Origin of the sequence: Capillimicrobium parvum, from assembly GCF_021172045.1 — a bacterium.
Taxonomy (GTDB): domain Bacteria; phylum Actinomycetota; class Thermoleophilia; order Solirubrobacterales; family Solirubrobacteraceae; genus Capillimicrobium; species Capillimicrobium parvum.
On the sequence record NZ_CP087164.1, the window covers coordinates 5230058 to 5254083 of the forward strand.

Below are 24026 nucleotides of genomic sequence, written 5' to 3' on the forward strand. Positions count from 1 at the left end.
CGCCAGGGTGCGCACACGGCACCCGGCGCCCTCGGCCGGGCCGTTCAGGCCATCGCCACCTGATTGTCGGCCGACGACGCCGCCGGGTCCGGGCGCCGCATCATCCGCAGCGAGATGAGGAACGCCAGCAGCCCCGCGAGGACGGGCACGGCGAGGGCGACCTGGAGCGCGAGCGGCCGCGCGTCGGTGTTGATGCGCACGATCTCCTCGCGGACCGCCGGGGGCTGCCCCGCCAACTGCTCCTCGAGCTGGGTGTTGCTGAGCACCTCCGCGTCGTCGTCGAGCGCCTGCGCCACCTGCTCCTTGGCGGCGGGCGGCAGGACCTTGCTGTCGTCGGCCATCTGGGTGAAGGCGATCGACAGCGTGGCGAGGAGGATGGCCCCCGAGCACGCCAGCCCGAACGACAGCCCGAACGATCCCGCCGCCGAGTTCACGCCGGCCGCCTCGCTCACGCGCTCCTCGTCGATCGGCGACAGCGTGTAGTTGTTGAGCTGCGACACCAGCAGGCCGAAGCCGGCGCCGGCGAGCATCAGCGGCGCGACGAGCGCCCAGCCGCTCTCGACCCGCGGCACGATCGGGATGAGGGCCGCCATGCCGATCGTCAGCAGCGCCGCGCCGAGCCGGATGAGCGACGCGGGTCGCCGCCGTCCGGCTCGCTTGCCCGCGATCAGCGCGGTCGCGAACATCGTCAGCGACAGCGGCGCGAGCGTCAGCCCCGTCTCCATCGCGCTGTACTCGAGCACCATCTGCAGGAAGATCGGCAGCGCGATCATCGCCCCGCCGAGCGCGATGTTCTGCAGCATCTGGGCCGTGATGCCGAGCCGGAACAGCGCCAGGCGGAACAGGTCCGGGTCCAGCAGCGACGGCTTGCCCTCGCGCTTGCGGCGCTTCAGCCACCAGACGAGCGATCCGAGCGCCACGAGCCCGACCGCGATGAACGCACCGACCGCCTCGCCGCCCTCCTGCCAGATGAGGATGCCGACCACGACACCGCCCATGCCGATCGCCGAGAGCGCCGCCCCGACGACGTCGACGCCGCGTGGCCCGGTGTACGGCGCGTCGGCGACGAGCTTCATGCTCGACAGCACGACCGCGATGACGACCACCTCGAGCGCGAAGCCGACGCGCCACGAGAGGTACGTGGTGAGGAAGCCGCCGAGCAGCGGGCCCACCGCCGCGGCGACGGCGGAGGCCGCGCCGACGGTCGCGTACGCCTTCGTCTGCGCCTTGCCGGTGAAGTTGCTGTGGATGAGCGCCTGCATGGACGGCAGCAGCAGCGATGCGCCGAAGCCGCCGATCACGGCCCAGAAGACGATGATCGCGCGGAGGTCTTGGGCGAGCACCATCGCCAGGGCGCCGGTCGCGTACCCGAGCAACCCGAGCACGAACGCGCGCTTGCGGCCGATGAGGTCGGCCACCTTGCTGCCGATGAGGATGAAGGCCGCCGAGACGAGCGCCTCGAGCGCGATCGCGGACTGCACGCCGCTGACCGTCGTGTCGAGGTCGTCGACCACCGCGGCGATCGACACGTTCATGAGCGACGTGTCGACGACCAGCACGAACATCGCCATCGCGAGCAGGACCGCGAGACGGGTGCTGCCCGTGCCCTCCTCGCCGGCCGCGGCGCTCGCGTCAGCCGCCATCGGTCAGGCACCGTCCTCGACGAGCCATCCCTTCGCGGCCTGCAGGTCGCGTCCCCGAAAGCCCACGGCCATGCCCGGCGTCGTCCTCGTGGAGGCTCACGGCGCGCAGCCTCCCGGGCGCCCGGCGCACCGGCAAGGGTGCGTGCATGCCTCTCGGGGATGGGTCCGCAACCGGGCCGCCGGCGCCGTCGACGCGGGCACCACGCGACGCGGGCACCACGAGCGACGGCGTGCGTACACCCTTGCCGCACCGCCCGCCGCCGTGGGACGGTCGGTCCGTCAACGGATCGAGAGGGATGCCCGCATGGACCTGGTCAAGCTGGAGGACAAGCAGACGCTCTCCCGCGAGGACGCGGCGGCGCACCTACGCGCGATCGCCGACGAGCTCGCGTCGGGCAACGACTTCCGCATCGAGCGCGACGGCCTGCGCTTCGTGGCCAAGGTGCCGGCGACGGTGAGGCTCAAGGTCGAGCTCGAGGTGGAGGACGACGAGACCGAGCTCGAGATCGAGCTGACCTGGTGACCCGCCGCCGCCTCGCAGCGGCGGCGGCGCTCGCGCTGCCCGTACTGGCGGCGGCTCTGGCCACGGCGATCACCATCGCGCGCGTACCGGGCCTCCGCATCCTCGCCGTCGCGCTGCTCCTGCTGGCGATCGTGGTCGGCTGGCGCGGGCTGCTGCACACCGGTCTGGCGCGCTGGCTGCAGCTCGCCGCCGCGGCGGCGATGCTGGTCGGCGCGGCGGCGTTGCTGCCGTGGGGCGAGCCTCTGCTGCTCCTCGGGGACGTCCTGGTGATCCTCGCGCTCGCCGGCGGAGTCGCCGCCGCCCACGAGGCCTTCCGCATCCACGTCCCGCTCCCGACCGCCACGGCCCCGCGGCGTCCCGTCCTGGTCTGGAACCCCCGCTCCGGCGACGGCTCCGCGGTGCGCCACAACCTGGCCGCGGAGGCGCAGGCGCGCGGGATCGAGCCGATCGAGCTGCGGCCGGGGAACGACCTGCGCGACCTCGTGCTGGAGGCGATCGAACGGGGAGCCGACGCCGTCGCCGCGGCCGGCGGCGACGGCACCCAGGCGGTCGTGGCCGAGATCGCGGTCGAACGCGGGCTGCCGTTCGCGTGCATCCCGGCGGGGACCCGCAACCACTTCGCGCTCGACCTCGGCGTGGATCGCGAGGATGTGGTCGGCGCCCTCGACGCGTTCGTCGACGGCGGCGAGCGCCGGGTCGACCTGCCGCTGGTCAACGGCCACACGTTCGTCAACAACGTGTCGCTCGGGGTGTACGCCGAGGCCGTCGCCCAGAGCGGATATCGCGCCGCGAAGAAGCGGACGCTGCTGCGGACGCTCCCGGAGGCCGGCGACATGGACCTGGTGTGGACGGGTCCGCACGGGCACCGCCACAGCGGCGGCGTCGCGATCCTGGTCTCCAACAACCGCTACCGCCTCGGGATGCTCGAGGGCGGCACGCGGCCGCGGATCGACGAAGGGCTGCTGGGGGTCACCGTGCTCGGCGAGCCGACCCAGATCGGCGAGGGCCTGCACCCACTGCAGCGGCCGTGGCGCCAGTGGTCCGCGGCCGAGTTCGAGGTCGGGGCGTCCGCCCCCGTTCCCACCGGGATCGACGGCGAGTCCGTCCTGCTGGAGCCGCCGCTGCGCTTCTCGGTGCGCCCGAGGGCCCTGCGCGTGCGCATCTCGCGCCATCACCCGGGCGCCTCGCCGTCGGCGGGAATCCCCGACGGCCTGCCCAACATGGCGCGCGAGCTGGTGAGGATCGCCGCGGGTCACGAGCCGGTCGCGCTCGCGCCCTCGACCGAGAGCGACGCGCCCGCCGTGACGCGGGCGTAGCTCTCGGCGACCGCGGGGAGCGGACCGCCGTTGCACTGCTCGCGCCACCGGCGCAGCATCCGGTGCACCGCCACGGCGCCGACGAGGGGCTCGCCGGGCACGGCCAGGTGCGCGGGATGCAGGACGAACGGCCGCGTCTGGGGCCCGCCCATTCCGCCATGGAAGGAGATCAGCTCCTCGAACGCGCAGCCCTCCTCGGTGACCGGGTCGAAGAAGCTGTTGACGACGATGTCGGCGACGTGCGCGAAGCCGTCGGCGCGGAGCAGGTGCCGGGGCGCGTTGGGGGAGAACCCCGCCAGCGGGTCCCGTCCGATCACGCGCCCGTCGGCCAGGCGGTGCTCGCCCCCGCCGCCGATCGCCATCGCCCCTTCGGTCGCGGATCGGACGAGCGCGAACGCGATGTGGGGGTGATCGCACAGCGCCTCGATCAGCCCGGGGTGGCGGTCGCGGATCTCCTCGAGCGTGAGCCGGTGCGGTCGCTCCATGAGATAGATGAGACCGAGGTTGCCCGATCCGAGCACGACGGCCGCCCGGTGCGCCACCTCCTCCGCGCCGGATCTGCCGTTCCGCCCGGCGGTCCGTCCGGTCGCCTCGTCGACGGCGCGGCCGACGCCGGTGGCGTTCTCGTCACCGGCGTCCACCGATCCGACGCGCCCGGCCGCCAGCGATCGCTGCACGAGGTCGTCGAGGCCGTAGCCGTTGCGCTGGCGGAAGGTGGCGCCCTGCGTCTGGCCGTGGTCGGACAGCACGACGATCTCGTAGGGCCGCGGGGCGTAGCGGCGGGCACGGTCGATCAGCCCGAAGCGCGCGTCGAGCTTGCGCAGCGCCTCGAGCGTGTCGGGGCGCTCGAGGCCCGAGTGGTGCGCCACCTCGTCGTAGCTCGCGAACGTCGCGTAGACCGCGGGCACCCCGCGGAACATGTCCTGCAGCACGGCGAACGCGATCAGGTCGCGGACGAAGACGCACATCCCGGCGCGCAGGAGCGGATACGGCCCGCCGCGCCTGCCGCGCGGGCGGACGTCGCGGCGGCGCTGGCGTGCGGCGGCGACGATCTCGATCCCGACCTCCCAGGCCACCAGCACCACCATCCGCGTCACGTTGGCGCCGTTGGCGAGGAACGCGCGGTAGCCCGGGTTCGGCGTGCGCTCCTCCGCGAGCCGGCTGACGGTGAGCAGCGCGACGTCCGCCTCACCGGACAGCAGGTTGCCGCGGCTCGTTCCCCCGCCGGCCAGCAGGCCGATCCCGCTCGCGTGCCGCCGTTCGATCTCCGCGCAGTCGTCCGGGTTCGAGCAGGACACCACGGCGCGCGACGCCTTGTCGACCCAGCGGAACGCCGGGATGTCCTCGTTGTCGCCGAGGAGGATCCCGGCCTGGCTGGCGCCGGTCTGCGAGGACAGGTCGGTCTCCCACTCCAGCAGGCGATGGCTGCCGGACTCCAGCCAGCGGGCGAGGTTGGGGACGTTGCCGTCGCGCACGGCGCGGCGCAGGACCGGCAGCGCGAGCCCGTCGATCTCGAGGAACAGGATCCCGGGCTCATCGGCACCCGTCGGGCGCGTCACGCGGCGGGCGACGCGACGGGCCACACCCAGCGTGTAGCCCTCGTCGTCGTCGATGCCGGCCACGGCCCCGATGCCGGTGCTCACGGCCGCCGCGATGAGCGCCACGCCGAGCGCGGCGGCGAACCCGTCGACGTGGAGCTGCTCGGGAGCGAGGTCTGCGGCGATCAGCAGGATGACGGCATCGGCGCCCAGCACGAGCAGGAAGCCGGCGGCCACGGTGAACGGCAGGCGCAGCGCGGCGATCAGCGGCGGGACGACGGCGTTGAGCACTCCGGCGACCGCGGCGACCGCGACGGCGCCGCCGAAGCTGCGTATCTCGGCGCCCGGAACGATCTCGGCGGCGAGCAGCAGGGCAGCCGCCGAGGCGATCCAGGCGGCCACCAGCCGCCCGACGCGCAGGCGGGGATCGGCCGACCGCCAAGCGCCCGGCTCAGGCATGCTCGAGTGCACGGATCGAGATCAGTCCTCGGCCGGCACGTGCACGGTCAGCGCGTCGATGATGATGGTCCTCCGGCGTCGAGAGAGATCGTGGATCCGACTCTCCGCCGCGCGCCGCCGGCGCGCAAACCGGCGTGCCCGCCTACGCCGGGGGGGCAGGCATCCCCGCCCGGGCGGGCACGCGCCCCGCTCTCAGCCGTCGCCGTGCTCGGCGAGATAGATCAGCGCCGCCTTCACGCGGCGGCTGACGTCGGTGGCGAGCCCGAGGTTGAGCTTGAGGAAGATCGCATTGATGTGCTTCTCCACGGCGCGCTTGGTGAGCACGAGCTCATCGGCGATCGCCTGGTTGCTGTGGCCGCGCGCCACGTACGCGAGGATCTCGAGCTCCCGCGGCGTGAGCTGGCCCAGCGCCGATGCGGCCACCCTGCGACGCTCCGCGATCAGCCCCTCGACGATCTTGGCGTCGATCATCGAGCCGCCGGCGGCCACCGCGCGGATCGCCGACACGAGTTGGTCGCCGTGCTGCACGCGCTCCTTGAGCAGGTAGGCGCGACCGTCCGATCCGTGCTCGAAGAGGGCGAGCCCGTATCGCGGCTCCGAGAACTGGCTGAGCACCACGACGCCGACCCCCGGATGCGTGCGCCACAGGTCGGCGGCGGCCCGCAGCCCCTCGTCGGTCTGCCCCGGCGGCATGCGGATGTCCGTCAGCACGACGTCGGGGCCCTCCTCGTCGATGGCACGCATCAGCGTGGGCAGGTCGCCGCACGAGGCGACGACGTCGATGTCCTCGGCCTCGTCGAGGACATGGCCGAGCGCCTCGCGGACGAGGTAGCTGTCGTCCGCCACGACCACGCGCAGCGACGGTCGGTCGGCGTCGCCGGTGGCCTCCCCGCTTCCCATGCCATGACTATCGAAGACCGGGCGTCCGCCCGTCAACCCCCGGTGGGACTCGTGCGTGCACGCATCCGATCCGGTGGGGCGTCACCTTGCCGTGGCCGCCCGCAGTCGGCACGGTGGTGCGATGGTCCCCAAGTGCCGGGGCCGGGCGGCCGGCGCCGTCACCGTCCTCACCGTCGACGACCAGGATGTCTTCCGCACCGCGCTGCGCGAGCTCATCGCCGCGACGCCCGGCTTCGAGCAGGCGGGCGAAGCGGCATCCGGAGCGGAGGCGATCGAGCGCGCCGCCGAGCTCGAGCCGGACGTCGTCCTGCTCGACGTGCGCATGCCCGGCATGGACGGCATCGAGACCGCCCGGCGGCTGAACCGGCTGGCCCGCCCGCCGCTCGTCGTCCTGATCTCGCTCGATCCGACGGCGGCGCCGACGACGGAGTGCGGCGCTGCGACGTTCGTCACCAAGCAGGAGCTGTCGACCGCGCGGCTGCACGCCATCTGGACCGCACACGACGGCGGCGGCCGTCCGTCCTGACCGCCGCCGGCCGGCGGCTCACTCCGGCGGATCGTCGCCGGCCACGGCCTCGCTCGCGACGTCGGCGATCCGGCCCTGCACGACGGTGCCGACACGCGGCGTGGAGACGATCGACACGGTGCCGCCGACCGTGGCCATGCGCTCGCGCATGTTGGCGATCCCGCGTCCGGGCCGGTGACCGTCCGGCATGCCGGCGCCGTCGTCGCGAACGGCGAAGGCCAGCTGACCGCCGACGCCGTCGAGCTCGATCTGCACCCGGTGGACCCCTTCCGCGTGCTTGAGCACGTTCTGCAGCGCCTCGAGGACGGAGAAGTAGACGGTGCTCTCCACGACCGCCGGGTACCGGCCGACGTCGCGCGCCTGGACGCTGACCGGTACCGCGGTGCGCGCGGCGACGGTGCGCAGCGCCTCGGCGAGCCCGCGATCGGACAGCACCGGCGGGTAGATGCCGTGGGCGAGCGCCCGCAGCTCGTCGATCGCGTCGTCGACGCGCCCCTCGAGCTCGTGGACGCGCTGCGCCCCTCGCTCGGGGTCCCGTCGGATCAGGTTCTCGGCGAGCTCCAGCTCGATCCTCAGCGCCACGAGCCGTTGCTGGGCGCCGTCGTGCAGGTCGCGCTCGATGCGCTGGCGTTCGCGCTCGGTGCTGTCGGCGATCCTGGCGCGCGACCGGCGCACCTCGCGCATCGCCGCGTCGGCCTCCGCCGCGAGCTGCCGCAGGCCGAGCGCGCTTCCGGCGATCGCCGTTCCCGCGCGCAGCATCGCCGGGGCGTGCATCAGCGCCGCGTCGTGGACGAGCGCGGCGACGGCCCGGTGCCCGTCGCTCACCGTGGTGATCATCCGTGAGCTGCCGGGCGGCGGCACCGGCAGGGGACGTCCGTCGGCGTCGCACCAGGGCTCCGCGGCCCCGCGCGGCGCCGGGAACGCCAGCTGGAGCCCCGGATCGCGGAAGGCCTCGGCGAACGCGCGCTGCAACGTGCGGCCGTCCGCGCCCGGCAGGCACTCCGCGAGCCGCAGGATCGCCCGCCCGGCGAACATCCGCCAGCGCACGAGCCCGACGAGGAACGCGAGCGCGAGCGCGGGGACCAGCAGCGCGAGCAGCCACGAGACCAGCTGAAGACCCGCGACGGAGGCGTCGGCGTCGCGGAGCGAGATCCCGGCGGCCAGGAGCGCGACGCGGGCCATCGCGATCAGCAGCACGGGCCCGAACATGCTCCGGGCCAGCGGCGAGGCGCCTTCGAGGCGTTGCCACAGGCGCACGATCACGGCCAGCATGACGACCGCCACCCCGGCGACGCCCGCAGTGGCGAGGATGTCGACGACGAGCGCAGGCTCGTGGTCGAGCAGGAAGAGGGCATTGTCCGGGCAGTCGTTGACGCAGCTCGCGTACGGGCTGGGCACCGAGAACTGCTGCGCCAGGACGAGCCGCGGCAGGAACGTCAGCAGGGCGACGCATCCGACTGCCACGACGAGCGCCCGGTCGACGGTTCCCCGCAGCCGGCCGGTGGGATATGACAGGACGAGGAACACGAGCCCGATCTCGACGACCCATCCCATCGTGCGGCCGACGGTGTAGAGCACCGGGTCGCGGGACTCGGCCAGCGACGTGACGAACAGGAGCGCGCCGGTCGCCAGGAGCGCGAGCCCGAAGCGCTCGCCGTCGCGGCGGTACCAGGCGTAGAGGCCGACGGCGCAGGGTGCGGCCACCGACAGGGCGCGCGCGAGGGCGATGCCGGCGGGATGCTCGGGCGCTGCGGCGACCGTCAGCGCGACGGTGATCGCGGTGGCCACGCCGGTGGCCAGGGCTCCGGCGACGAGCAGCGGCGCGCGCCGGTGTCGCTGCCCCCCGGCCCGGGCCGACATCGGCAGCGCGATGCCCATGGCGCGACTGTAGAGCGCCGTGCGGCGCCGGACAAAGTGCCGTATTCCGGAGTCAGGAGGCGGGCGCCGGCGGAGGCGCCGGCTGCCCGGGCTGCGCCGGCACGCCGGCCGTCGACCCAGGCTCGCCCCGACGACGCGAGAGATCGGCGGTGATCCGGGTCACCGCCGCCGTCACCGGTGCGGCGAGGATCAGCCCCGCCGCCCCGAACAGCGCCCCGCCGCCGAGCGTCACGACGAGCACGGCGAGCGGGTGGATGCCCAGCGCCGCGCCGTAGGCGAACGGCTGCACGAGCTGCTGGAGCACGCCGTTGGCCAGCAGTTGGACGACGATCATCGCGATCGCGGCATCCGGCCCCTTCGCGCCCAGCGCGACGAGCACGACGAACACGCCGGCGCTCCAGGCGCCGAGGTACGGGACGTAGGCGGCCAGGAACGTCACGACGGCGATGGTGCCGAGCAGCGGCACGCCGAAGAGCGCGGCGCCGGCGACGACCACGCCCGCGTTGTAGAGCGCGACGATCGTCACGCCGAAGAAGTAGCCGCGCAGCGCCTGGAGCACCCGGTCGCCCATCTGATGGACCACGGGCGCGGGAATGCGCGAGGCGCCCTCCACCCACCGGCGGATCAGCGGCCCGTCCTTGAGCAGGAAGAACAGGCTCAGCGCGGTGAGCGAGAGGAACACGACCAGCGACGAGAGCGCCGACAGGCCCGCGCCGAGCCCGCGCAACAGCGCCGGCAGCGCATCGGAGAGGGCGGCGGACACGTCGCGCTGCGCGTCGCCGGCGGTCTGCCGGTCCACGCCGAGGTCGACGAGCCACCCTGCGACGGTCTCCCGCGCCGACGCCAGAAGGGTCCGCACCTCGTCGAACTGGCTCGAGATGCCGGTCAGCACCATCACGACCACCGCGATGGCGAGGATCACCGCGCACACCAGCAACAGCCCCGCGCCCGCCGCGCGCGGAACGCCTCGGTGCTGGAGCGCCTCGACCGCCGGCGCGGCGACGGCCGCCACGACGGCCGCGGCGATCAACGGCATGACGATCACGTCGGTCAGCGACAGCAGCGCCACCACGGCGACGACGAGCAGCATGACGCCGACGGCTAGCCATGCCGACCGGCCGAGGTCGCGCAGCCACCGGGGTGTCGCGAAGAGCCCAGTGAGGTCGTGCGGAACGGTCTCGAGGGGATCCGGGCCGGGCGGCGGACGGCGGGGGAGGAGCGTGCGGCGCATCGGCGGAGCCCAGCGTCCAGCACCGGCACGCCGGGGGCAATGGTGCCGGCACGGCACCAGCGCGGGTGCGCGCCGGTCACCGCCCGCCCGCGGTGCTCGGCACGACACTAGCCTCCGGCGGCGTGCGACGCAGCGTCCTGTTCGTCGGCCACGCCTACTACAACCACTGGTACCTGTCGCGGCGGCTGCGCGACCTGGGGTGGACGGCGGACGTCGTCAACATCGACCCGGGCGGCGCCGGTCACTACCACGGCCAGGACCGGATGCTCGTGGGCCGCTCGCGCACCGACCTCGCCAGGCATCTCGCGTTCTTCGCCAGGGCGGTGCGCCAGTACGACGTCTTCCACTTCGCCAACGCCCACGGCCTGCGCTTCGGCGACGCGATCCACGACTTCGCCGCCCACCGCTTCGAGCCCTACGACGAGATCCGCTGGCTCAAGCGGCTCGGCAAGAAGATCGTCTACACGAACAACGGCTGCCTCGACGGCGTCGCGCAGTCGAGCTTCCGCGCCTGGCCGCCGTATCCGACGTGCGACGACTGCCCGTTCCAGCACCGGCCCGACGTGTGCTCCGACGAGCTCAACCTCGGCTGGGGGCGCACGCGCAACGAGCTGGCCGACTACGTCGCGCTGCTCGGCGGCAACCGGGCGGACTACAACGTCGCGCCGACCGTCCACGAGAACCCCTGGATCTACTGCCTCGACGAGGAGGTCTGGGCGCCCGACCTCCTGGTGCCGACGAACTACCGGCTCGGGCTGCGCGAGGAGACGTTCAAGGTCTACCACTCGGTCGGCAACGCGGACACGCGCTCGCAGGCCGGGACCATGCGCAACACGAAGTCCACGCACGTCTACCTGCCGCTCGTCGACGACCTGAAGGCCGAGGGCCGCGACGTCGAGCTCATCTTCTTCAAGGACGTCCCGAACCTCGAGCTGCGCTACTACCAGGCGCAGGCCGACGTCTTCGTCGACATGCTCACCGCCGGCTTCTTCGGCGCCACCGCGCGCGAGGGGATGATGCTCGGCAAGCCCGTCGTCTGCTACCTGAGCCCGCGGTTCCTCGACCAGATGCGCCGCGAGGTGCCGCAGTACGTCGACGAGCTGCCGGTCGTCAGCGCTACGCCCGACACGGTGCGGGACGTGCTGGTCGACCTCATGGACCACCCGGAGAAGCGGGCGGAGATCGGCCGCCGGTCGCGCGAGTTCGCCGTGAAGTGGCACGGCTCGCGCGAAGCGGCGCGCGCCTGGGACGGCATCTACCGGTCGGTCCTCGACGGCACGATCGCGCCGTCCGGGTTCGGCTGAGCCAGGACGGGACGGCACGATCGCGCCGTCCGGCTTCGGCGGACCTCAGGACCGGACGGCGCCGGCGCGGCCGTAGGTCAGCCGCGCAACGCGACCGCCCGATCGACGCCGGCCGACGGCCGGATGTCCGCCTGGCCCCAGTGGCCGCGCACGCCGACGAGCTCGGGCTCGCCGAACTCGGCCGGGAGGTGCGGGTCGCAGGTCAATCCGTCGCGCCCCGGCACCAGCCCGAGGACCGTGGTGAGCATGAGCAGCGGCGCGGCCGCCGCCCACGCCTGCGGCTGCGAGGCCGTGGGATAGACCACGGGTGCGTGGGTCATGTGCTGCGGGAAGCCGGCGAACACCTCCGGCAGCGCGTGGCCGAAGTACGTCGCGGCCCGGATCATCGCCCCGGCGATCCGCGCGGCTTCGGGCGCGTAGCCGTAACGCCGCAGGCCGTCGGCGATCAGCGAGTTGTCGTGCGGCCACACGGTGCCGTTGTGGTACTCGACCGGGTTGTAGCCGTGCTCGCCGTCGGCCATCGTGCGCACGCCCCACCCCGAGTACAGCCGGTCGCCCATCAGATGGTGGACGACCGCCCCGGCGCGCTCGTCGTCGACGATCCCGCTCCACAACAGCTGACCGACGTTCGACGTGACGCTGTCGACCCGGCGCTTGTCGCCGTCGAGGGCGAGTGCGAAGCACTGCCGCTCCTCGATCCAGAAGTCCTCCTGGAAGCGCCGCCTCAGCCGGACCGCTTCGGCGTCGAGCCGATCCGCCAGGTGGCGGTCGCCGAGGACCTCCCGGGCGAGGCGTGCGCCCCGGCGCTTGGCGTCGTAGACGTATCCCTGGATCTCGCAGGTGGCGATCGGGCCCCGCGCCAGCGAGCCGTCGGCGAACAGGATCGAGTTCCACGAGTCCTTCCAGCACTGGTTGGCCAGCCCGGACGCGGGGTTGCGCGTCTCGTACTCGACGTAGCCGTCGCCGTCGAAGTCCCCCCAGCGGTCGATCCACTCGAGCGCCCGCCGCACGGCGTCCTCGAGCTCGAGGACGAGCGGCCGGTCGCCGGTCCAGCGCAGGTACTCGTCGAGCAGCACGACGAAGAGCGGGGTCGCGTCCGCGGTGCCGAAGTACGGCGAGTGCGGCGATCGGCCAGTCGCCGCGTGCTCGCCGAAGCGGACCTCGTGCAGGATCTTGCCCGGCTCGGCGTCGCGGAAGTCGTCGAGCGCGGTGGCCTGGAGGGCGGCCAGCGTGCGCAGCGTCGTGCGCGCGAGCTGCGGAAGGTACGGCAGCACCTGATAGCTCGTGATGATGCTGTCGCGGCCGAAGAGCGTCATGAACCACGGCAGTCCGGCCGCGGGAAGGCTCTCGTCCTGCGCGCACAGGTGCGGGCTGAACCGCAGCGCCGCCAGGTCGACAAGGCTGCGGTCGTAGACGTGGCGCAGGGCGTCCGCGCCGTCGGTCAGCCGCGGAGCGCCGGCCACCCACGCGTCGAGCTCGGCGCGGCCGTCGCGGCGCATCGCCTCGAAGGTTCCGGATGCGCGCCGCTCCGGCGCCCGGCGCCCGGTCTGCTCGGCGTGGGGCGTCACGACGAAGGTCACCACGCGCTCCTCGCGCGGCCCGAGCCCGAGGCTCACACGGATCGTGTCCTCGTCGATCTCGGCCGGCTCGCTGACCGCGACGCGGGTCTCGCGGACGAAGGCGCCGTTGCGATAGCGCAGCGTCAGCAGACCGCCTGTGGGGTGGGCGACGACGTGCCGCGGGTCGATGCGCTCGTCCTTGACGTCGAAGATGTCGGCGAAGTCCGAGCCGACGTCGAGCTCGACGGCGACCTCTGACGGGTCGTCGCAGTGGTTGACCACGAGCAGCTGCTCGACCCACACGCCGCGGATCAGCCGCTGGCGGACGATCGAGATCGGTGGCGCGCCGTGGAAGGCGCGCGTCGGCGGCACGAGGAAGAACTGGGCCGCGAAGTGGTCGACCTGGGCGGTGGAGAGCACCTCGGTGGTCCGGCCCGAGACGCTGAGATGCCATCGCGACACGAAGCGCGTGTCCTGGGCGAAGAACCCGTGCGGCGGATGCCGGCACGCGGGGTCGAGGTCGCCGTTGCGGTTCGAGACGACGAACGTGCTGCCCTCGAGCACGCTCACGGACTCAAGCGGGATGCGACGTCACCTCCCGTCGCTCGAGCGGCGCGCCGGGGGCCTCCGCCGACCCGAGCCGATCGGCGACGATCCGCCGGTACGCCGCCTCGTAGGCGGCGGCCACGACGTCGACGTCGTACCGCTCGGCGACCGAGGAACGGCAGCGCGCGGGATCGAGCTCGCCCACGCGATCGACCGCGCGGGCCATCTCCGCCTCGTCGGCCACGAGGAAGCCGTTCTCGCCGTCGACGACGACCTCGCCGGCGGCGCCCTCCGGGAACGCGATCACCGGGGTGCCCGCGGCCATCGCCTCGATCATGACCATGCCGAACGGCTCCGGCCAGCGGATCGGCATGACGAACGCCGCCGCCTGCGCGAACAGCTCGTGCTTCTCGCGCCCGCCGACCTCGTCGACGTAGCGCACCGCGTCGCCGTCGACGTGCGGCTCGATCTCCTCCGCGAAGAACGCCTCCTGGCCGGGCTGCACCGGTCCGCCGAGGATCAGCCGCCGTCCGGCCCGGCGGGCGACGTCGATCGCGCGATGGGGGCCCTTGCAGGGGCTCATGCGCCCCACCCAGAGCAGGTAGTCGTCCTTCTCCGCCGAGAACGGCCACTCGTCGACGTCCAACGGGTTGGGGATGACTCCTGCGAAGCGCAGCTCGGGCGGTGCGCTCGCCCTCTGGACGGCGCTGAGCGCCGAGACCCACGCCTTCGCAGCGTGCCGGCGGTAGAACGCCGAGGTCTCCTCGTCGAACGGGCCGTGCAGCGTGTGCAGCATCGGCACCGTCACCCGATCGGCCATCGCGAACGCCGTGAAGCCGCTGTGGTCGTGCAGGACGTCGAACGGACCGCCGAACCGCTCGGCCCGCTCGAGCGCCTCGAAGCAGCGTGCGACGTGGTCTGCCTCGTGGATGGCGCGCTGGATCTCGTCGGGATGGCAGGCCTCGAGCACCGGCACGACCTGAGCGGACGATCGCGATCCCGGCGCGGCGAACAGCGTGACGTCGTGCCCTCGTGCGACGAGCCCGTCGGCGAGGCGGGCGACGACCGACTCGATCCCCCCGTAGGCGGGGGGCGGCACGGGGATCCAGGGTGGCGCCAGCAGCGCGATGCGCAGCGGCACGCCCTCGTGGACGCTCGTCTCGGAGGGCACGGTGAACGCGTCGCGCAGCATGGTGACGGTGCGGGTACCCCGGCCGACAGCGTGCTGAATTCCGGTCTGTTCATCGCCCGACCGTCCATGAGCCCGGACCCCCGCAAAGACGCGGTGGTTGCGCGGCGAACGGCCATGCGGCATCCTTTGAGCTCGTGACCCATCGTCACCTCACGCCGCTTCGACTTCCGGGCTTTCTCGTAGGCACCGGTCGCGGCGTGCGAGTAGCCGGCCTCACCGGCATTCGCTAGGCCGCGCGGGCTTCGCCCCGCCGGCCGTCCTCGCCTCACCTCCCCCTCCGAAAGGAGCGCCCCGTGCGCGTTCTCGGCCTCGTACTTCCCATCGACGTCATCACCATCGACCTCACCACCACCCGTCATCGAGGGAGGCCGGCATGCGCGGCGCAGACCGGCTGATCGAGGCGCTGGAGCGCGAGGGCGTCGAGGCGGTCTTCGGGCTGCCGGGCGGGGCGTCGCTGCCGATCCACGACGCGCTGCACGACGCGCCCATCCGGCACGTGCTCGTCCGCCACGAGGCGGGCGCGGGCCACGCCGCCGAGGGCTACGCCAAGGCGACCGGGCGCGTGGGCGTCGCGATCGTCACCAGCGGCCCCGGGGCGACGAACCTCGTCACCCCGATCTGCGACGCGCACATGGACTCGGTGCCGACGGTGTTCATCACGGCGCAGGTCTCGAGCCACCTGCGGGGCACCAACGCCTTCCAGGAATGCGACGTGCTCGGCATGACGCTGCCGATCGTCAAGCACTCCATCGGGGTCGAGAGCGCCGACCATGTCGCCCAGGCGGTCCACGAGGCGTTCCACGTGGCTCGCACGGGACGTCCCGGGCCGGTGCTCGTCGACGTCCCGGCCGACGCGGCCAAGGGCCCCGCGCGCGAGGGCCGCGCCGAGCTGTCGCTGCCCGGCTACCGCACGCGCTGCGTCCCGCACGTCGGCCAGCTGCGCAAGGCCGCGGCCGCGATCGCGGCGGCGCGGCGGCCGGTCGTCTACGCGGGCGGCGGCGTCGTCCACGCCGAGGCGTCGGACCGGTTGACCGAGTTCGCGCGGCACTTCGAGCTGCCGGTGACGACGACGCTGATGGCGCTCGGAGCGTTCCCCGCCTCCGACCGGCGCTGGCTGGGCATGCTCGGCATGCACGGCACGCGCGCGGCGAACTGGGCGATGGACGAGGCCGACCTCGTCATCGCCGTCGGCGCGCGGTTCGACGACCGCGTGACCGGTGAGCTTCAGTCGTTCGCGCGCGAGGCGAAGGTCGTGCACATCGACGTCGACGCGACCGAGATCTCCAAGAACGTCGAGGCGCACATCCCGGTCGTGGGCGACGCCGGACAGGCGCTGGACGGCCTGGCCCGCGAGCTCGACGCGCTGGCGCCCGACCCGGTCCGCCTCATCGAGTGGTGGGCGCGGATCGGCGGCTGGCTCGACGCTCATCCGGTCCGCCGCGCGGCGGGCCACGACGCGGGCACGATCGATCCCGAAGCGGCGCTCGACGCCCTGGACGCGGCGCTCCGCGGCGACGCGATCGTCGCGACCGACGTCGGTCAGCACCAGATGTGGGCGGCCAACCGCCTGCGCTTCGACCGGCCGCGGCGCTGGCTGACCTCGGGCGGGCTGGGGACGATGGGCTTCGGCCTGCCGGCCGCCCTCGGCGCGCAGACCGCGTTCCCGGAGGAGACGGTCGTGTGCGTCACCGGCGACGGCTCGCTCGTCATGAACGTGCAGGAGCTGGCGACCGCGGTCGAGGAGGAGCTGCCCGTGAAGGTGGTGCTGCTCGACAACGCCGGCCTGGGCATGGTCCGCCAGCAGCAGGACATGTTCTGGGACGGGCGGCGCGCGGCGAGCGCCCTCGGCGGCGCGCTGGACTGGGAGCTGGTCAGCCGCGGGTTCGGCGTCGCGGCGCGCAGCGTCGACGAGCCCGGCGAGCTCGACGACGCGCTGGCCGAGACGCTGGCCGAGCCCGGCCCGGCGCTGCTGCGCGTCGGGATCGCGCCGGAGGCGGACTGCCTGCCGATGTTCCGCCCGGGCGGGCCGGCCCGGGAGATGATCGGGTGAGCGGCCCGCGCCCGCGCCGGACGCTCGCGACCGCCGCGCCCCGCTGCCGCCCCGCGCCCTGTGCGACGGGGCGGCGGCGCCGCGCCGTCGAGGTGGCTTCGCGGCCGGCTGCGTCGGCGTCGGCGTCGGCGTCGGCGTCGGCGTCGCTGCCGCAGTGCCGCGCGCCGCGCTGCGCCGCGCTCGGCTGACCGCGAGCGCCGCGGCGATCCCGTCGGGGAGGTCGCGCTCGCGTCGTGGGCGGTCTTCCTCGTCGACCTCGTCGTGCGCTTGCGGCTCGTACCGGGCTACCTGCGCACCCGGCTCGGCCAGGTGGACCTGGCGATCGTGATCCTGTCCGCCCCGCGGTTCCTCATCCCGGGCCTCTTCAACACGCGCTTCCTCGCGCTGCTGCGCCTCGTGCGGCTCACGCGCCTGCTCGTCGTCAGCGGCAGGCAGCGCGTGCTCGCCGGCCAGCTCAACCGGGTCGTGATCTTCGTCGTCCTCCTGGTCGTCGCCTGCGCCGTCATCGTGCAGCGCTCCGACGGCCCCGCGGGCGGCTTCGACAACTTCGGCGACGGGCTGTGGTGGGCGGTCGTCACGCTCACGACGGTCGGCTACGGCGACCTCGTGCCGACCTCCGCGGTCGGACGGCTCACCGGCGCCGTGCTCATGATCTCGGGCATCGCCGTGCTCGGCGTCCTCGCGGGCGTGCTGGCGTCGTTCTTCCGTCTCGCGCCAGGGCCGTCGGCGGCGGCGCCATCCGCGCAGGACGACCTCGCCGCCCAGGTCGCCCGCCTGTCGGCCCAGGTCGAGGAGCTCAACCGCCGTCTGGCGGCGCAGGACGAGGAGCGGCCGCAGCGGCCGTGAGGTCCATCAGCACGGTCGGGCCCTGCTCACCGCAGACCGTGAACCCAGCCTTCTCGTAGGCGCGGATCGCGCGGGGGTTCGCTCGGAACACCTGCAGCCAGATCCGGCGCAGACCGAGCTCCTCGAACCCCCGGGCGGTCAGCAGCCGCACGGCCTGCGTGCCGAGGCCGCGTCCGCGCGCGCTCGGCCTTCCCACGCGGATGCGCAGCTCCGCCTCGTCGCCCGCGACGATGAGCTGGCACGTGCCGACGAGCTCGCCGTCCTCGCGGATGGCGAAGATGACGGCGTCGTCGCGGCGGCGGATGCCGGCGAACCAGGCGTCGTGCTCGACGCGCGAGACCGGCCGGTAGGTCGCGCTGAGCTCCACGAGCTCGCGATCGTTGATCCACGCGTAGAGCGTGTCGGAGTCCTCGTCGCGCAGCGGTTCGAGGGCGAGCGTCATACCCTGCACGATCCCATGTCCACCGCCACCGCAACCTGGCTGGCCGACGTCCTCGGCGTGCCGTCGCTCGAGGAGGGCGCGACGCTGACCGTCCGCGGGCAGGAGCTCGTCGTGCGCGACGGCATCCCGCGCATGCGCCAGCTGCTCTCCGACGACCAGGCTGAGACCACCGAGATGTTCGGCTTCAAATGGACGCAGGAGGACACGTTCACGCGGCCCGAGGCGCTCGAGCTGATGCGCGGCTGGCTCGAGTCGCGCTACGGCCGGGTCGCCGACGCGCCGTGGTGGGGGGAGTACGGCGGGCGCCCGCTGGTGCTCGACGCCGGCTGCGGCGCGGGCGTGTCGGGCCTCGAGGTGTTCGGGCCGCTGGGCGACCGGGTGCGCTACCTGGGCGCCGACCTGACACCGGCCGTCGACGTCGCGCGGCGGCGCTTCGCCGACCGCGGGCTGGACGCCGCGTTCCTGCAGGCCGACCTGACCCGGCTGCCGCTGGCGCCGGGCAGCGTCGACGTGATCTTCTCCGAGGGCGTCCTGCACCACACCGACTCGACCGAGGGGGCGCTGAAGGCGGTCGCGCCGCTGCTGCGCCCCGGCGGGCGCATCCTCTTCTACGTCTACCGCCGCAAGTCGCTGATCCGCGAGTTCACCGACGACGCGATCCGAGCCCAACTGCAGGAGATGACGCCCGAGGAGGCGTGGACGGCGCTCGAGCCGCTGACGAAGCTCGGCATCGCGCTCGGCGAGCTGGGCGTCGAGATCGACGTGCCCGAGGACATCGACGTGCTCGGCATCGAGGCCGGCCGGGTCGACCTGCAGCGGCTGTTCTACTACGACGTCTTCAAGGCCTACTACGACCCGGCGATGACGTTCGGCGAGATGCACCACATCAACTTCGACTGGTACGCGCCGAAGAACGCCTTCCGCCAGACCGAGGACGAGGTCCGGCGCTGGTGCGGCGAGGCCGGCCTCGACGTGGAGCACGAGCACATCCACCGGTCGGGCATCACGATCATCGCGACGAAGCGGTGACGTTCGAGGAGTATGGGCGGCTCATCGCGCTCGGGCCGCCGAGCGTGCGCTTTGCCGACGAACTGCCGGAGCGGGCGCTGCTGCTGCGCCACGACATCGACGACCGGCCGAAGTGGATCGAGCCGATGGCGCGCGTGGAGGCCGAGCAGGGCGCCGTCTCGACGTACTGCCTGCAGGTGCGCTCGCGCTTCTACGGCCTCGACGACGAGGCGGACGGCGCCGTGCGGACGCTGCTGGAGTGCGGGCACGAGCTCGGGCTGCACTTCGACTCGAGCGACATGACCTCCGACGACGAGGTCCTCGAGGGCGTGATCCGCGACGTGACGCTGCTGGAGTCGCGCTACGAGGCCGCGGTGCGGGTCGTCTCGTTCCACATGCCCGGCGTGCGGCCGGCCGGCCACCTCGTGCTGCCCGCCCCGCTCGTCAACACGTACGCGCCGCGCTTCTTCGGCGACATCGCCTACCTCAGCGACTCCAACCAGAACTGGCGCGGCAAGGACCCGGAGGCCGAGTTGCGGGCGGCGACGCGGATCCAGTTCCTGACGCACCCGACGCTGTGGTCGGGGCGGCCGCTGCGCGCGATCCTCGAGGAGCAGGCGCAGCGGCTGTGCACCACGGTCGACGAGCTGGCGACCGAGGACCAGAAGGCCGTGCTGGCGGTGCAGCGTTGACCCTCGTCGCCTGCCACCAGCCGAACTTCCTGCCCTGGCTGGGCTTCTTCGACAAGCTCGCGCAGTGCGACCGCTTCGTCCTGCTCGACGACGTCCAGTTCCCGCGCACGTCGCGCGGCACGTACACGAACCGGGTGCAGCTCATGATCGGCGGCGGGCCGGCGTGGCTGACCGCGCCGGTCGTGCGCGAGGGGGTGCAGCGCATCCGCGAGGTACGTGTCGACGACCGCCAGCCCTGGCGGCGCAAGGCGCTGCGGACCATCGAGATGGAGTACGCGCGGGCGCCGCTCTTCTCCGAGACGATGCCGCTGGTGCGGGAGCTGCTCGAGCACGACGCCGAGCTGATCGCCGAGCTCAACGAGCACGCGATCCGCCGCCTCGCGCCCGAGCACGCGCACAAGCTCGTGCGCCAGTCCGAGCTGGGCGACGTGGGCGGCGCCGCGACGGACCTGCTGATCAACCTCGTCCGCGCCGCGGGCGGCGACGCGTACCTGTCCGGCGACGGCGCCGACGGCTACCAGGAGGAGCCGCGCTACGCCGCGGCCGGCCTCGGGTTCCGGCTGCATGGCTTCGCCCATCCGGACACGGGCGCTCCGCCCGGGCTGTCGATCGTCGACGGGCGGATGCGCGGCGCCGTGTGAGGCGCGCGCTCGCCGCCGCGGGGTGTGCGCTCGTCGCGCAAGCGGCGCCCACCGAGCTCTCGACGGTCCCGGCGTTCTTTCACGCCTACTTCGACCGCGCGTTCGCACCGAGCAGCGACGAGGCGTGGAGCCCCGCCCGCCACACGGACACGCTGGCCGCACCCGCACTCGTCGCCGCGGCCACGACGACCACGAAGAACCGAGCCGAGCGCCCGACCCGCGGGCCACGCCACCGAGCCCGCCACAAGCGCAACAGCCGCCGAGGCCACCGGCCCCGCTGAGCACCGGCCGCCGGGCGACTACGCACCAGATCTGCGGGCGACCCCGGCTGCCTGCTGCGCGCCGCGAGCGCAAGCTGTGCCCCATGCGCCGACTTGTCGCCGCCCGGGTGTCGAAGCTACTGGCGGTCGCCGCGGTCCTGGCGACCGCCCTCCCCGCCGCGGCCTCCGGTGCGGCCCCGCGCGGGCGCCCCGTGACGGCGGATCCGATGCCCGCGGGCCGGGTCTACACCGCCGCCGGGTGGCTCCTGGACGAGTCGGCCTGGGTGCGCCCTCCTTCGGACGGAGAGCCGGCAACCACCGCGACGCTGGACCTGCCGGAGCAGATGCTGGAGCTCGCCGACGGGAGCCTGCTCGTCACGGCGGACGTGAACACGATCTACCGGGTCGGCTCGGGCGGGGGGCTCCGGCTGTTCGCGGGAGGCCGCGCGCGCTCGCACCGCGAGGGGCGGCCGGCCACCCAGGCCGGCTTCGACTGGATCTCAGACCTGGCGCAGCTGCCCGACGGCAGCGTCCTCGTCTCCGAGCAGTTCGGCGACCTCATCCGCCGCATCCTTCCCGACGGCACCATCCGCACCGTCGCCGGCACGCGAAAGCCCCGGGGCACAGGCGGGGTGTCCGGGTTCGGCGGCGACGGGGGCCCGGCCGTCCGGGCGAAGCTCGACGGACCGAAGGCGCTCGCCGTGCTGCCCGACGGCAGCTTCCTCATCGCGGACTCGGTGAACAACCGGGTCCGGCGCGTCTCACGCGCCGGAAGGATCACGACGGTGGCCGGCGACGGACGCGGGCGGCCCAGCGGCGACGGCGGCCCGGCGACCAGCGCCGGGGTCGCGCAGCCGGTCGCGCTCTCCGTCCAGCCGGACGGGGGCTTCCTCATCGCCGAGGGCGGCGGGCTCCACCCCCTGAACCTCACCCACGGCCCCGGCGGGGTGCGCCGCGTCGCGCCGAGCGGAAGGATCACCACCCTGACCCGGCTGCAGGTGCGCAGCCTCGTCGCCACCGACGACGGCGGGTTCCTCGCGGCACCCGGCTGGGAGCACGACGAGAGCGCGAACAGGATCATCCGCGTCGATGCCCGCGGTCGTGCGCGTCTGGTGGCCGGGACGTCCGACGTCATCGGCGACTCGTGGGCGCAGCTGAGCCCGCCGTTCCTCAACGGCATCCCACCCCGCGCCACGGCGGTCTACACCGAGGACCTCGCTCCCGCGCGCGACGGCGGCGTCTACTTCAACGACGTCTCGCGCATCCGCTACTGGGCACCCGCCGACCCCCGGCGCCTGGCGATCGGCATCGGCGCGGCGACCCTCACCTCGCCCCTCGTCCTGCAGGCCCACGTGCATCTCACCCGGCCGGCGACCATCGTCGCGACGGCCCGCCGCGACGGGCAGGTCGTCCGGGAGGCCACGACCGACATGCCCGCGGGAGAGCACGTGATCGCGCTCGGAGAGCCGGTCGACCCCGGGCGCTACAGGCTCTCGGTCACCGCCACCTCGGCCGCGGCGGTTCCGCACCGGGTCAGCGACACGGTCCTGGTCTACCCCGGCGGGGTGCTCACCGCCGACGCGGCGCGCGACGAGCTGACGCGGCTCGTGCGTCAGGGCGACGTGTTCACGTTCCGCAGACCATCCCAGGCCGCCACCGTCACGGGGTGCGAGCTCGTCGGCACGACCAGAGCCACGTGCGCGATCGAACGGCCCGACAGGCAGTGCTCGGTGACGAGCGACGTCGTCCTGCGCCCGAACGGCAGCGTCGGGCTCGGGCTGCTCGACGGCCCGGACCGATGCTTTTCGTGACCGTGCGGTGAATCCCGCGGCCGCGCGCGCGGGCGACCGAGTTCGTCGGCCGCGTCGCCGCCCGACCGCAGGCCATCAGCTCGGCGGGACGGCGGAGGGCACGCTCGGGCAGGTCGCCACCTCGCTGCGCGGGCCGCGAAGGTAGACGACCAGCGCGCCCGCGACCATCACCGCGGCGGCGACCAGCAGCGCGACGCTCAGCCCGTCGGCGAACGCGTTGCCGGCCGCGGTGGCGAGGTCCGCGCCGCGCGGCCCGATGCGCTCCGCGATCGCCATCGCCGCCGGCAGGGACTCCTGCGCGCGCGAGACCGCCTCGGCGGGCGCGCCCGAGCCCGCGAGCGCGTCGCCGAGGCTCGAGCTGTAGGCGGCGGCCAGGACGCTGCCGAGCACCGCGATGCCGAGCGCGCCGCCGACCTCGCGGGAGGCGTCGTTGACCGCCGACGCCACGCCCTGCTTCTCGGCCGGCACGGACTCGACGATGGCGGTCGTGGCGGGCGTCGTGGCCAGCGCCAGGCCGAAGCCGAGGACGAGCAGGCCGGCCAGCAGGTGCCAGTAGGAGGCGTCCGGGCCGAGCGTCGACAGGATCGCCATGCCGCCGCCGGCGATCGCCAGCCCGGGCGGCCCGATCCGGCGCACGCCGAAGCGGTCGATGAGCCGCGGCACGCGCGACGACACGCCGATCAGCACGACGCCCATCGGGGCGAGCGCGATCCCCGCCTCGAGCGGCGAGTAGCCGAGCACGAACTGCACGTACTGCAGCAGGACGAAGATGAAGCCGAACATGCCGAAGAACTGCACGAGCAGCGACAGCGACCCGGCGCCGAAGCCGCGCAGCAGGAAGAGGCGCGGGTCGAGCATCGGCTGCTCGCGGCGCAGCTCGTGGGCGACGAACGCCGCGCCGAGGGCGATGCCCACGGCGAAGCCGCCGACGACGAGCCCGTCGCCCCACCCGCGCTGCGGCCCCTCGATGAACGCCCAGACGATCGCGGTCAGCGCGAGCGCCGACAGGACGGCGCCGCCGGCATCGAGCGGCGGGCGCTCGGGCGCACGGCCCTCGTGGACGAACCGGACGGTCCCCGCCGCGGCGAGCGCGGCGAGCACGACGTTCAGCACGAAGATCGACGGCCAGCTGAAGACCTCGAGCACCGCGCCCGAGACGAGCAGGCCGAGCAGCGCGCTGCCCCCGGCCACGCCGGCCCAGATGGCGACGGCGCGGTCGCGCTCGCCGGGGCCGAACGAGCTGGTGATCACCGAAAGCGTGGTCGGCATGATGAGCGCCGCGCCGAGTCCCATCGTGGCGCGGACGGCGATGAGGGCGCCCGGCTGGTCGATGAGCGTGGCCGCCGCGGAGGCGAGGCCGAAGATCGCCAGGCCGAGCAGGAGGATGCGCCGCCGGCCGAGCCGGTCGCCCAGCGCGCCCGCCGGCAGCAGCAGGCCCGCGAAGACGAGGGCGTAGGCGTCGACGATCCACTGGATCTGCGTCTGCGTGGCGCCGGTCTCGCGGGCGATGTCCGGAAGCGCCACGTTGAGCGAGGCGACGGTGCTCACGACGGTCGCCAGCGCGAGGCACATGGTGAGCAGGACACGGCGGCGTTCGGGGGACATGCTGGTCACCTCCCGGAGAATTCAACGACTGTTGAAGCCGGATGATGCCACGGTCG

At 73.7% G+C, this 24026-nt stretch carries 20 protein-coding genes; 11 read left to right on the forward strand and 9 right to left on the reverse strand.

The features are described 5' to 3' along the window. Positions 1–44: 44 nt before the first annotated feature. Entirely contained in the window at positions 45–1643 is a 1599-nt protein-coding gene (locus tag DSM104329_RS25460; RefSeq protein ID WP_259312669.1) for an MFS transporter, read from the reverse strand. A 304-nt stretch (positions 1644–1947) separates the two neighbouring features. Between DSM104329_RS25460 and DSM104329_RS25465 the strand changes: the two genes are divergently transcribed. Together DSM104329_RS25465 and DSM104329_RS25470 are read left to right on the forward strand one after the other, a co-directional pair. Beyond that, positions 1948–2166 carry an amphi-Trp domain-containing protein gene (locus DSM104329_RS25465; RefSeq protein ID WP_259312670.1) on the forward strand — a complete coding sequence of 73 codons (219 nt, stop codon included), beginning with the start codon at positions 1948–1950 and terminating at the stop codon, positions 2164–2166. Continuing rightward, positions 2163–3482, forward strand: a complete 1320-nt coding sequence (locus DSM104329_RS25470; RefSeq protein ID WP_259312671.1) for a diacylglycerol/lipid kinase family protein — start codon at positions 2163–2165, stop codon at positions 3480–3482. The genes DSM104329_RS25465 and DSM104329_RS25470 overlap by 4 nt, the downstream gene beginning before the upstream one ends. Here DSM104329_RS25470 and DSM104329_RS25475 read toward each other — a convergent pair. Next, on the reverse strand, positions 3419–5479 hold the full coding sequence (locus tag DSM104329_RS25475; protein WP_259312672.1) for a phage holin family protein: 2061 nt from the start codon (positions 5477–5479) through the stop codon (positions 3419–3421). The genes DSM104329_RS25470 and DSM104329_RS25475 overlap by 64 nt on opposite strands. Positions 5480–5671: 192 nt before the next feature. Beyond that, entirely contained in the window at positions 5672–6379 is a 708-nt protein-coding gene (locus tag DSM104329_RS25480; RefSeq protein ID WP_259312673.1) for a response regulator transcription factor, read from the reverse strand. Positions 6380–6500: 121 nt separating this feature from the next. Here DSM104329_RS25480 and DSM104329_RS25485 point away from each other — a divergent pair, with 121 nt between their 5' ends. Beyond that, entirely contained in the window at positions 6501–6905 is a 405-nt protein-coding gene (locus DSM104329_RS25485) for a response regulator (protein WP_259312674.1), read from the forward strand. Between the two features lie 18 nt (positions 6906–6923). Here the strand turns inward: DSM104329_RS25485 and DSM104329_RS25490 are convergent, their stop codons facing one another. Together DSM104329_RS25490 and DSM104329_RS25495 are read right to left on the reverse strand one after the other, a co-directional pair. Further along, positions 6924–8783, reverse strand: coding sequence for a sensor histidine kinase (locus DSM104329_RS25490; RefSeq protein WP_259312675.1), 1860 nt, complete (start codon positions 8781–8783; stop codon positions 6924–6926). A gap of 52 nt (positions 8784–8835) precedes the next feature. Beyond that, positions 8836–9873 (reverse strand): AI-2E family transporter, encoded by a 1038-nt coding sequence (locus tag DSM104329_RS25495; protein ID WP_259312676.1) that lies wholly within the window; start codon positions 9871–9873, stop codon positions 8836–8838. 263 nt (positions 9874–10136) lie between these two features. On the opposite strand from DSM104329_RS25495, the gene DSM104329_RS25500 reads away from it, so the two are divergent. Further along, entirely contained in the window at positions 10137–11318 is a 1182-nt protein-coding gene (locus DSM104329_RS25500; RefSeq protein ID WP_259312677.1) for a glycosyltransferase, read from the forward strand. Positions 11319–11395: 77 nt separating this feature from the next. On the opposite strand, the gene DSM104329_RS25505 is transcribed toward DSM104329_RS25500, so the two are convergent. Together DSM104329_RS25505 and DSM104329_RS25510 are read right to left on the reverse strand one after the other, a co-directional pair. After that, a complete protein-coding gene (locus tag DSM104329_RS25505) occupies positions 11396–13447 on the reverse strand; it encodes an amylo-alpha-1,6-glucosidase (RefSeq protein ID WP_259312678.1) in 2052 nt (683 codons plus the stop codon). 4 nt (positions 13448–13451) lie between these two features. Then, a complete protein-coding gene (locus tag DSM104329_RS25510) occupies positions 13452–14615 on the reverse strand; it encodes a glycosyltransferase family 4 protein (protein ID WP_259312679.1) in 1164 nt (387 codons plus the stop codon). Positions 14616–14988: 373 nt separating this feature from the next. Here DSM104329_RS25510 and ilvB point away from each other — a divergent pair, with 373 nt between their 5' ends. Together ilvB and DSM104329_RS25520 are read left to right on the forward strand one after the other, a co-directional pair. Further along, a complete protein-coding gene (ilvB, locus tag DSM104329_RS25515; protein ID WP_259312680.1) occupies positions 14989–16665 on the forward strand; it encodes a biosynthetic-type acetolactate synthase large subunit in 1677 nt (558 codons plus the stop codon). Between the two features lie 60 nt (positions 16666–16725). After that, on the forward strand, positions 16726–17511 hold the full coding sequence (locus DSM104329_RS25520) for a potassium channel family protein (protein WP_259312681.1): 786 nt from the start codon (positions 16726–16728) through the stop codon (positions 17509–17511). On the opposite strand, the gene DSM104329_RS25525 is transcribed toward DSM104329_RS25520, so the two are convergent. Next, positions 17462–17953: a GNAT family N-acetyltransferase gene (locus DSM104329_RS25525; RefSeq protein WP_259312682.1), complete on the reverse strand. Its 492-nt coding sequence runs from the start codon at positions 17951–17953 to the stop codon at positions 17462–17464. The two genes, DSM104329_RS25520 and DSM104329_RS25525, sit on opposite strands and share 50 nt — an antisense overlap. A 15-nt stretch (positions 17954–17968) precedes the next feature. Here DSM104329_RS25525 and DSM104329_RS25530 point away from each other — a divergent pair, with 15 nt between their 5' ends. The 5 genes from DSM104329_RS25530 (at position 17969) to DSM104329_RS25550 (ending at position 22365) form a co-directional block, all read left to right on the forward strand. Then, the gene (locus DSM104329_RS25530; protein ID WP_259312683.1) at positions 17969–18982 is read left to right on the forward strand and encodes a class I SAM-dependent methyltransferase; all 1014 of its coding nucleotides are present in this window, start codon (positions 17969–17971) and stop codon (positions 18980–18982) included. Further along, positions 18979–19653 (forward strand): polysaccharide deacetylase family protein, encoded by a 675-nt coding sequence (locus DSM104329_RS25535; protein ID WP_259312684.1) that lies wholly within the window; start codon positions 18979–18981, stop codon positions 19651–19653. Before DSM104329_RS25530 ends, DSM104329_RS25535 begins: the two co-directional genes overlap by 4 nt. Then, on the forward strand, positions 19650–20294 hold the full coding sequence (locus DSM104329_RS25540) for a WbqC family protein (protein WP_259312685.1): 645 nt from the start codon (positions 19650–19652) through the stop codon (positions 20292–20294). Before DSM104329_RS25535 ends, DSM104329_RS25540 begins: the two co-directional genes overlap by 4 nt. Beyond that, on the forward strand, positions 20291–20575 hold the full coding sequence (locus DSM104329_RS25545; protein WP_259312686.1) for a hypothetical protein: 285 nt from the start codon (positions 20291–20293) through the stop codon (positions 20573–20575). Before DSM104329_RS25540 ends, DSM104329_RS25545 begins: the two co-directional genes overlap by 4 nt. An 83-nt stretch (positions 20576–20658) precedes the next feature. Next, positions 20659–22365 carry an NHL repeat-containing protein gene (locus DSM104329_RS25550; protein ID WP_259312687.1) on the forward strand — a complete coding sequence of 569 codons (1707 nt, stop codon included), beginning with the start codon at positions 20659–20661 and terminating at the stop codon, positions 22363–22365. A 75-nt stretch (positions 22366–22440) separates the two neighbouring features. Here the strand turns inward: DSM104329_RS25550 and DSM104329_RS25555 are convergent, their stop codons facing one another. Further along, a complete protein-coding gene (locus tag DSM104329_RS25555) occupies positions 22441–23970 on the reverse strand; it encodes an MFS transporter (RefSeq protein ID WP_259312688.1) in 1530 nt (509 codons plus the stop codon). Between the last annotated feature and the right edge of the window lie 56 nt (positions 23971–24026).

Bases quoted from the DNA above. Each gene is read 5' to 3' on its own strand.
- DSM104329_RS25480 (WP_259312673.1), bottom strand. From the start codon at position 6,379: ATGGGAAGCGGGGAGGCCACCGGCGACGCCGACCGACCGTCGCTGCGC.
- DSM104329_RS25555 (WP_259312688.1), bottom strand. From the start codon at position 23,970: ATGTCCCCCGAACGCCGCCGTGTCCTGCTCACCATGTGCCTCGCGCTG.
- DSM104329_RS25460 (WP_259312669.1), bottom strand. From the start codon at position 1,643: ATGGCGGCTGACGCGAGCGCCGCGGCCGGCGAGGAGGGCACGGGCAGC.
- DSM104329_RS25465 (WP_259312670.1), top strand. From the start codon at position 1,948: ATGGACCTGGTCAAGCTGGAGGACAAGCAGACGCTCTCCCGCGAGGAC.
- DSM104329_RS25525 (WP_259312682.1), bottom strand. From the start codon at position 17,953: ATGACGCTCGCCCTCGAACCGCTGCGCGACGAGGACTCCGACACGCTC.
- ilvB (WP_259312680.1), top strand. From the start codon at position 14,989: ATGCGCGGCGCAGACCGGCTGATCGAGGCGCTGGAGCGCGAGGGCGTC.
- DSM104329_RS25530 (WP_259312683.1), top strand. From the start codon at position 17,969: ATGTCCACCGCCACCGCAACCTGGCTGGCCGACGTCCTCGGCGTGCCG.
- DSM104329_RS25510 (WP_259312679.1), bottom strand. From the start codon at position 14,615: ATGCTGCGCGACGCGTTCACCGTGCCCTCCGAGACGAGCGTCCACGAG.
- DSM104329_RS25550 (WP_259312687.1), top strand. From the start codon at position 20,659: ATGCGCCGACTTGTCGCCGCCCGGGTGTCGAAGCTACTGGCGGTCGCC.
- DSM104329_RS25490 (WP_259312675.1), bottom strand. From the start codon at position 8,783: ATGGGCATCGCGCTGCCGATGTCGGCCCGGGCCGGGGGGCAGCGACAC.
- DSM104329_RS25495 (WP_259312676.1), bottom strand. From the start codon at position 9,873: ATGCTGCTCGTCGTCGCCGTGGTGGCGCTGCTGTCGCTGACCGACGTG.
- DSM104329_RS25485 (WP_259312674.1), top strand. From the start codon at position 6,501: ATGGTCCCCAAGTGCCGGGGCCGGGCGGCCGGCGCCGTCACCGTCCTC.
- DSM104329_RS25475 (WP_259312672.1), bottom strand. From the start codon at position 5,479: ATGCCTGAGCCGGGCGCTTGGCGGTCGGCCGATCCCCGCCTGCGCGTC.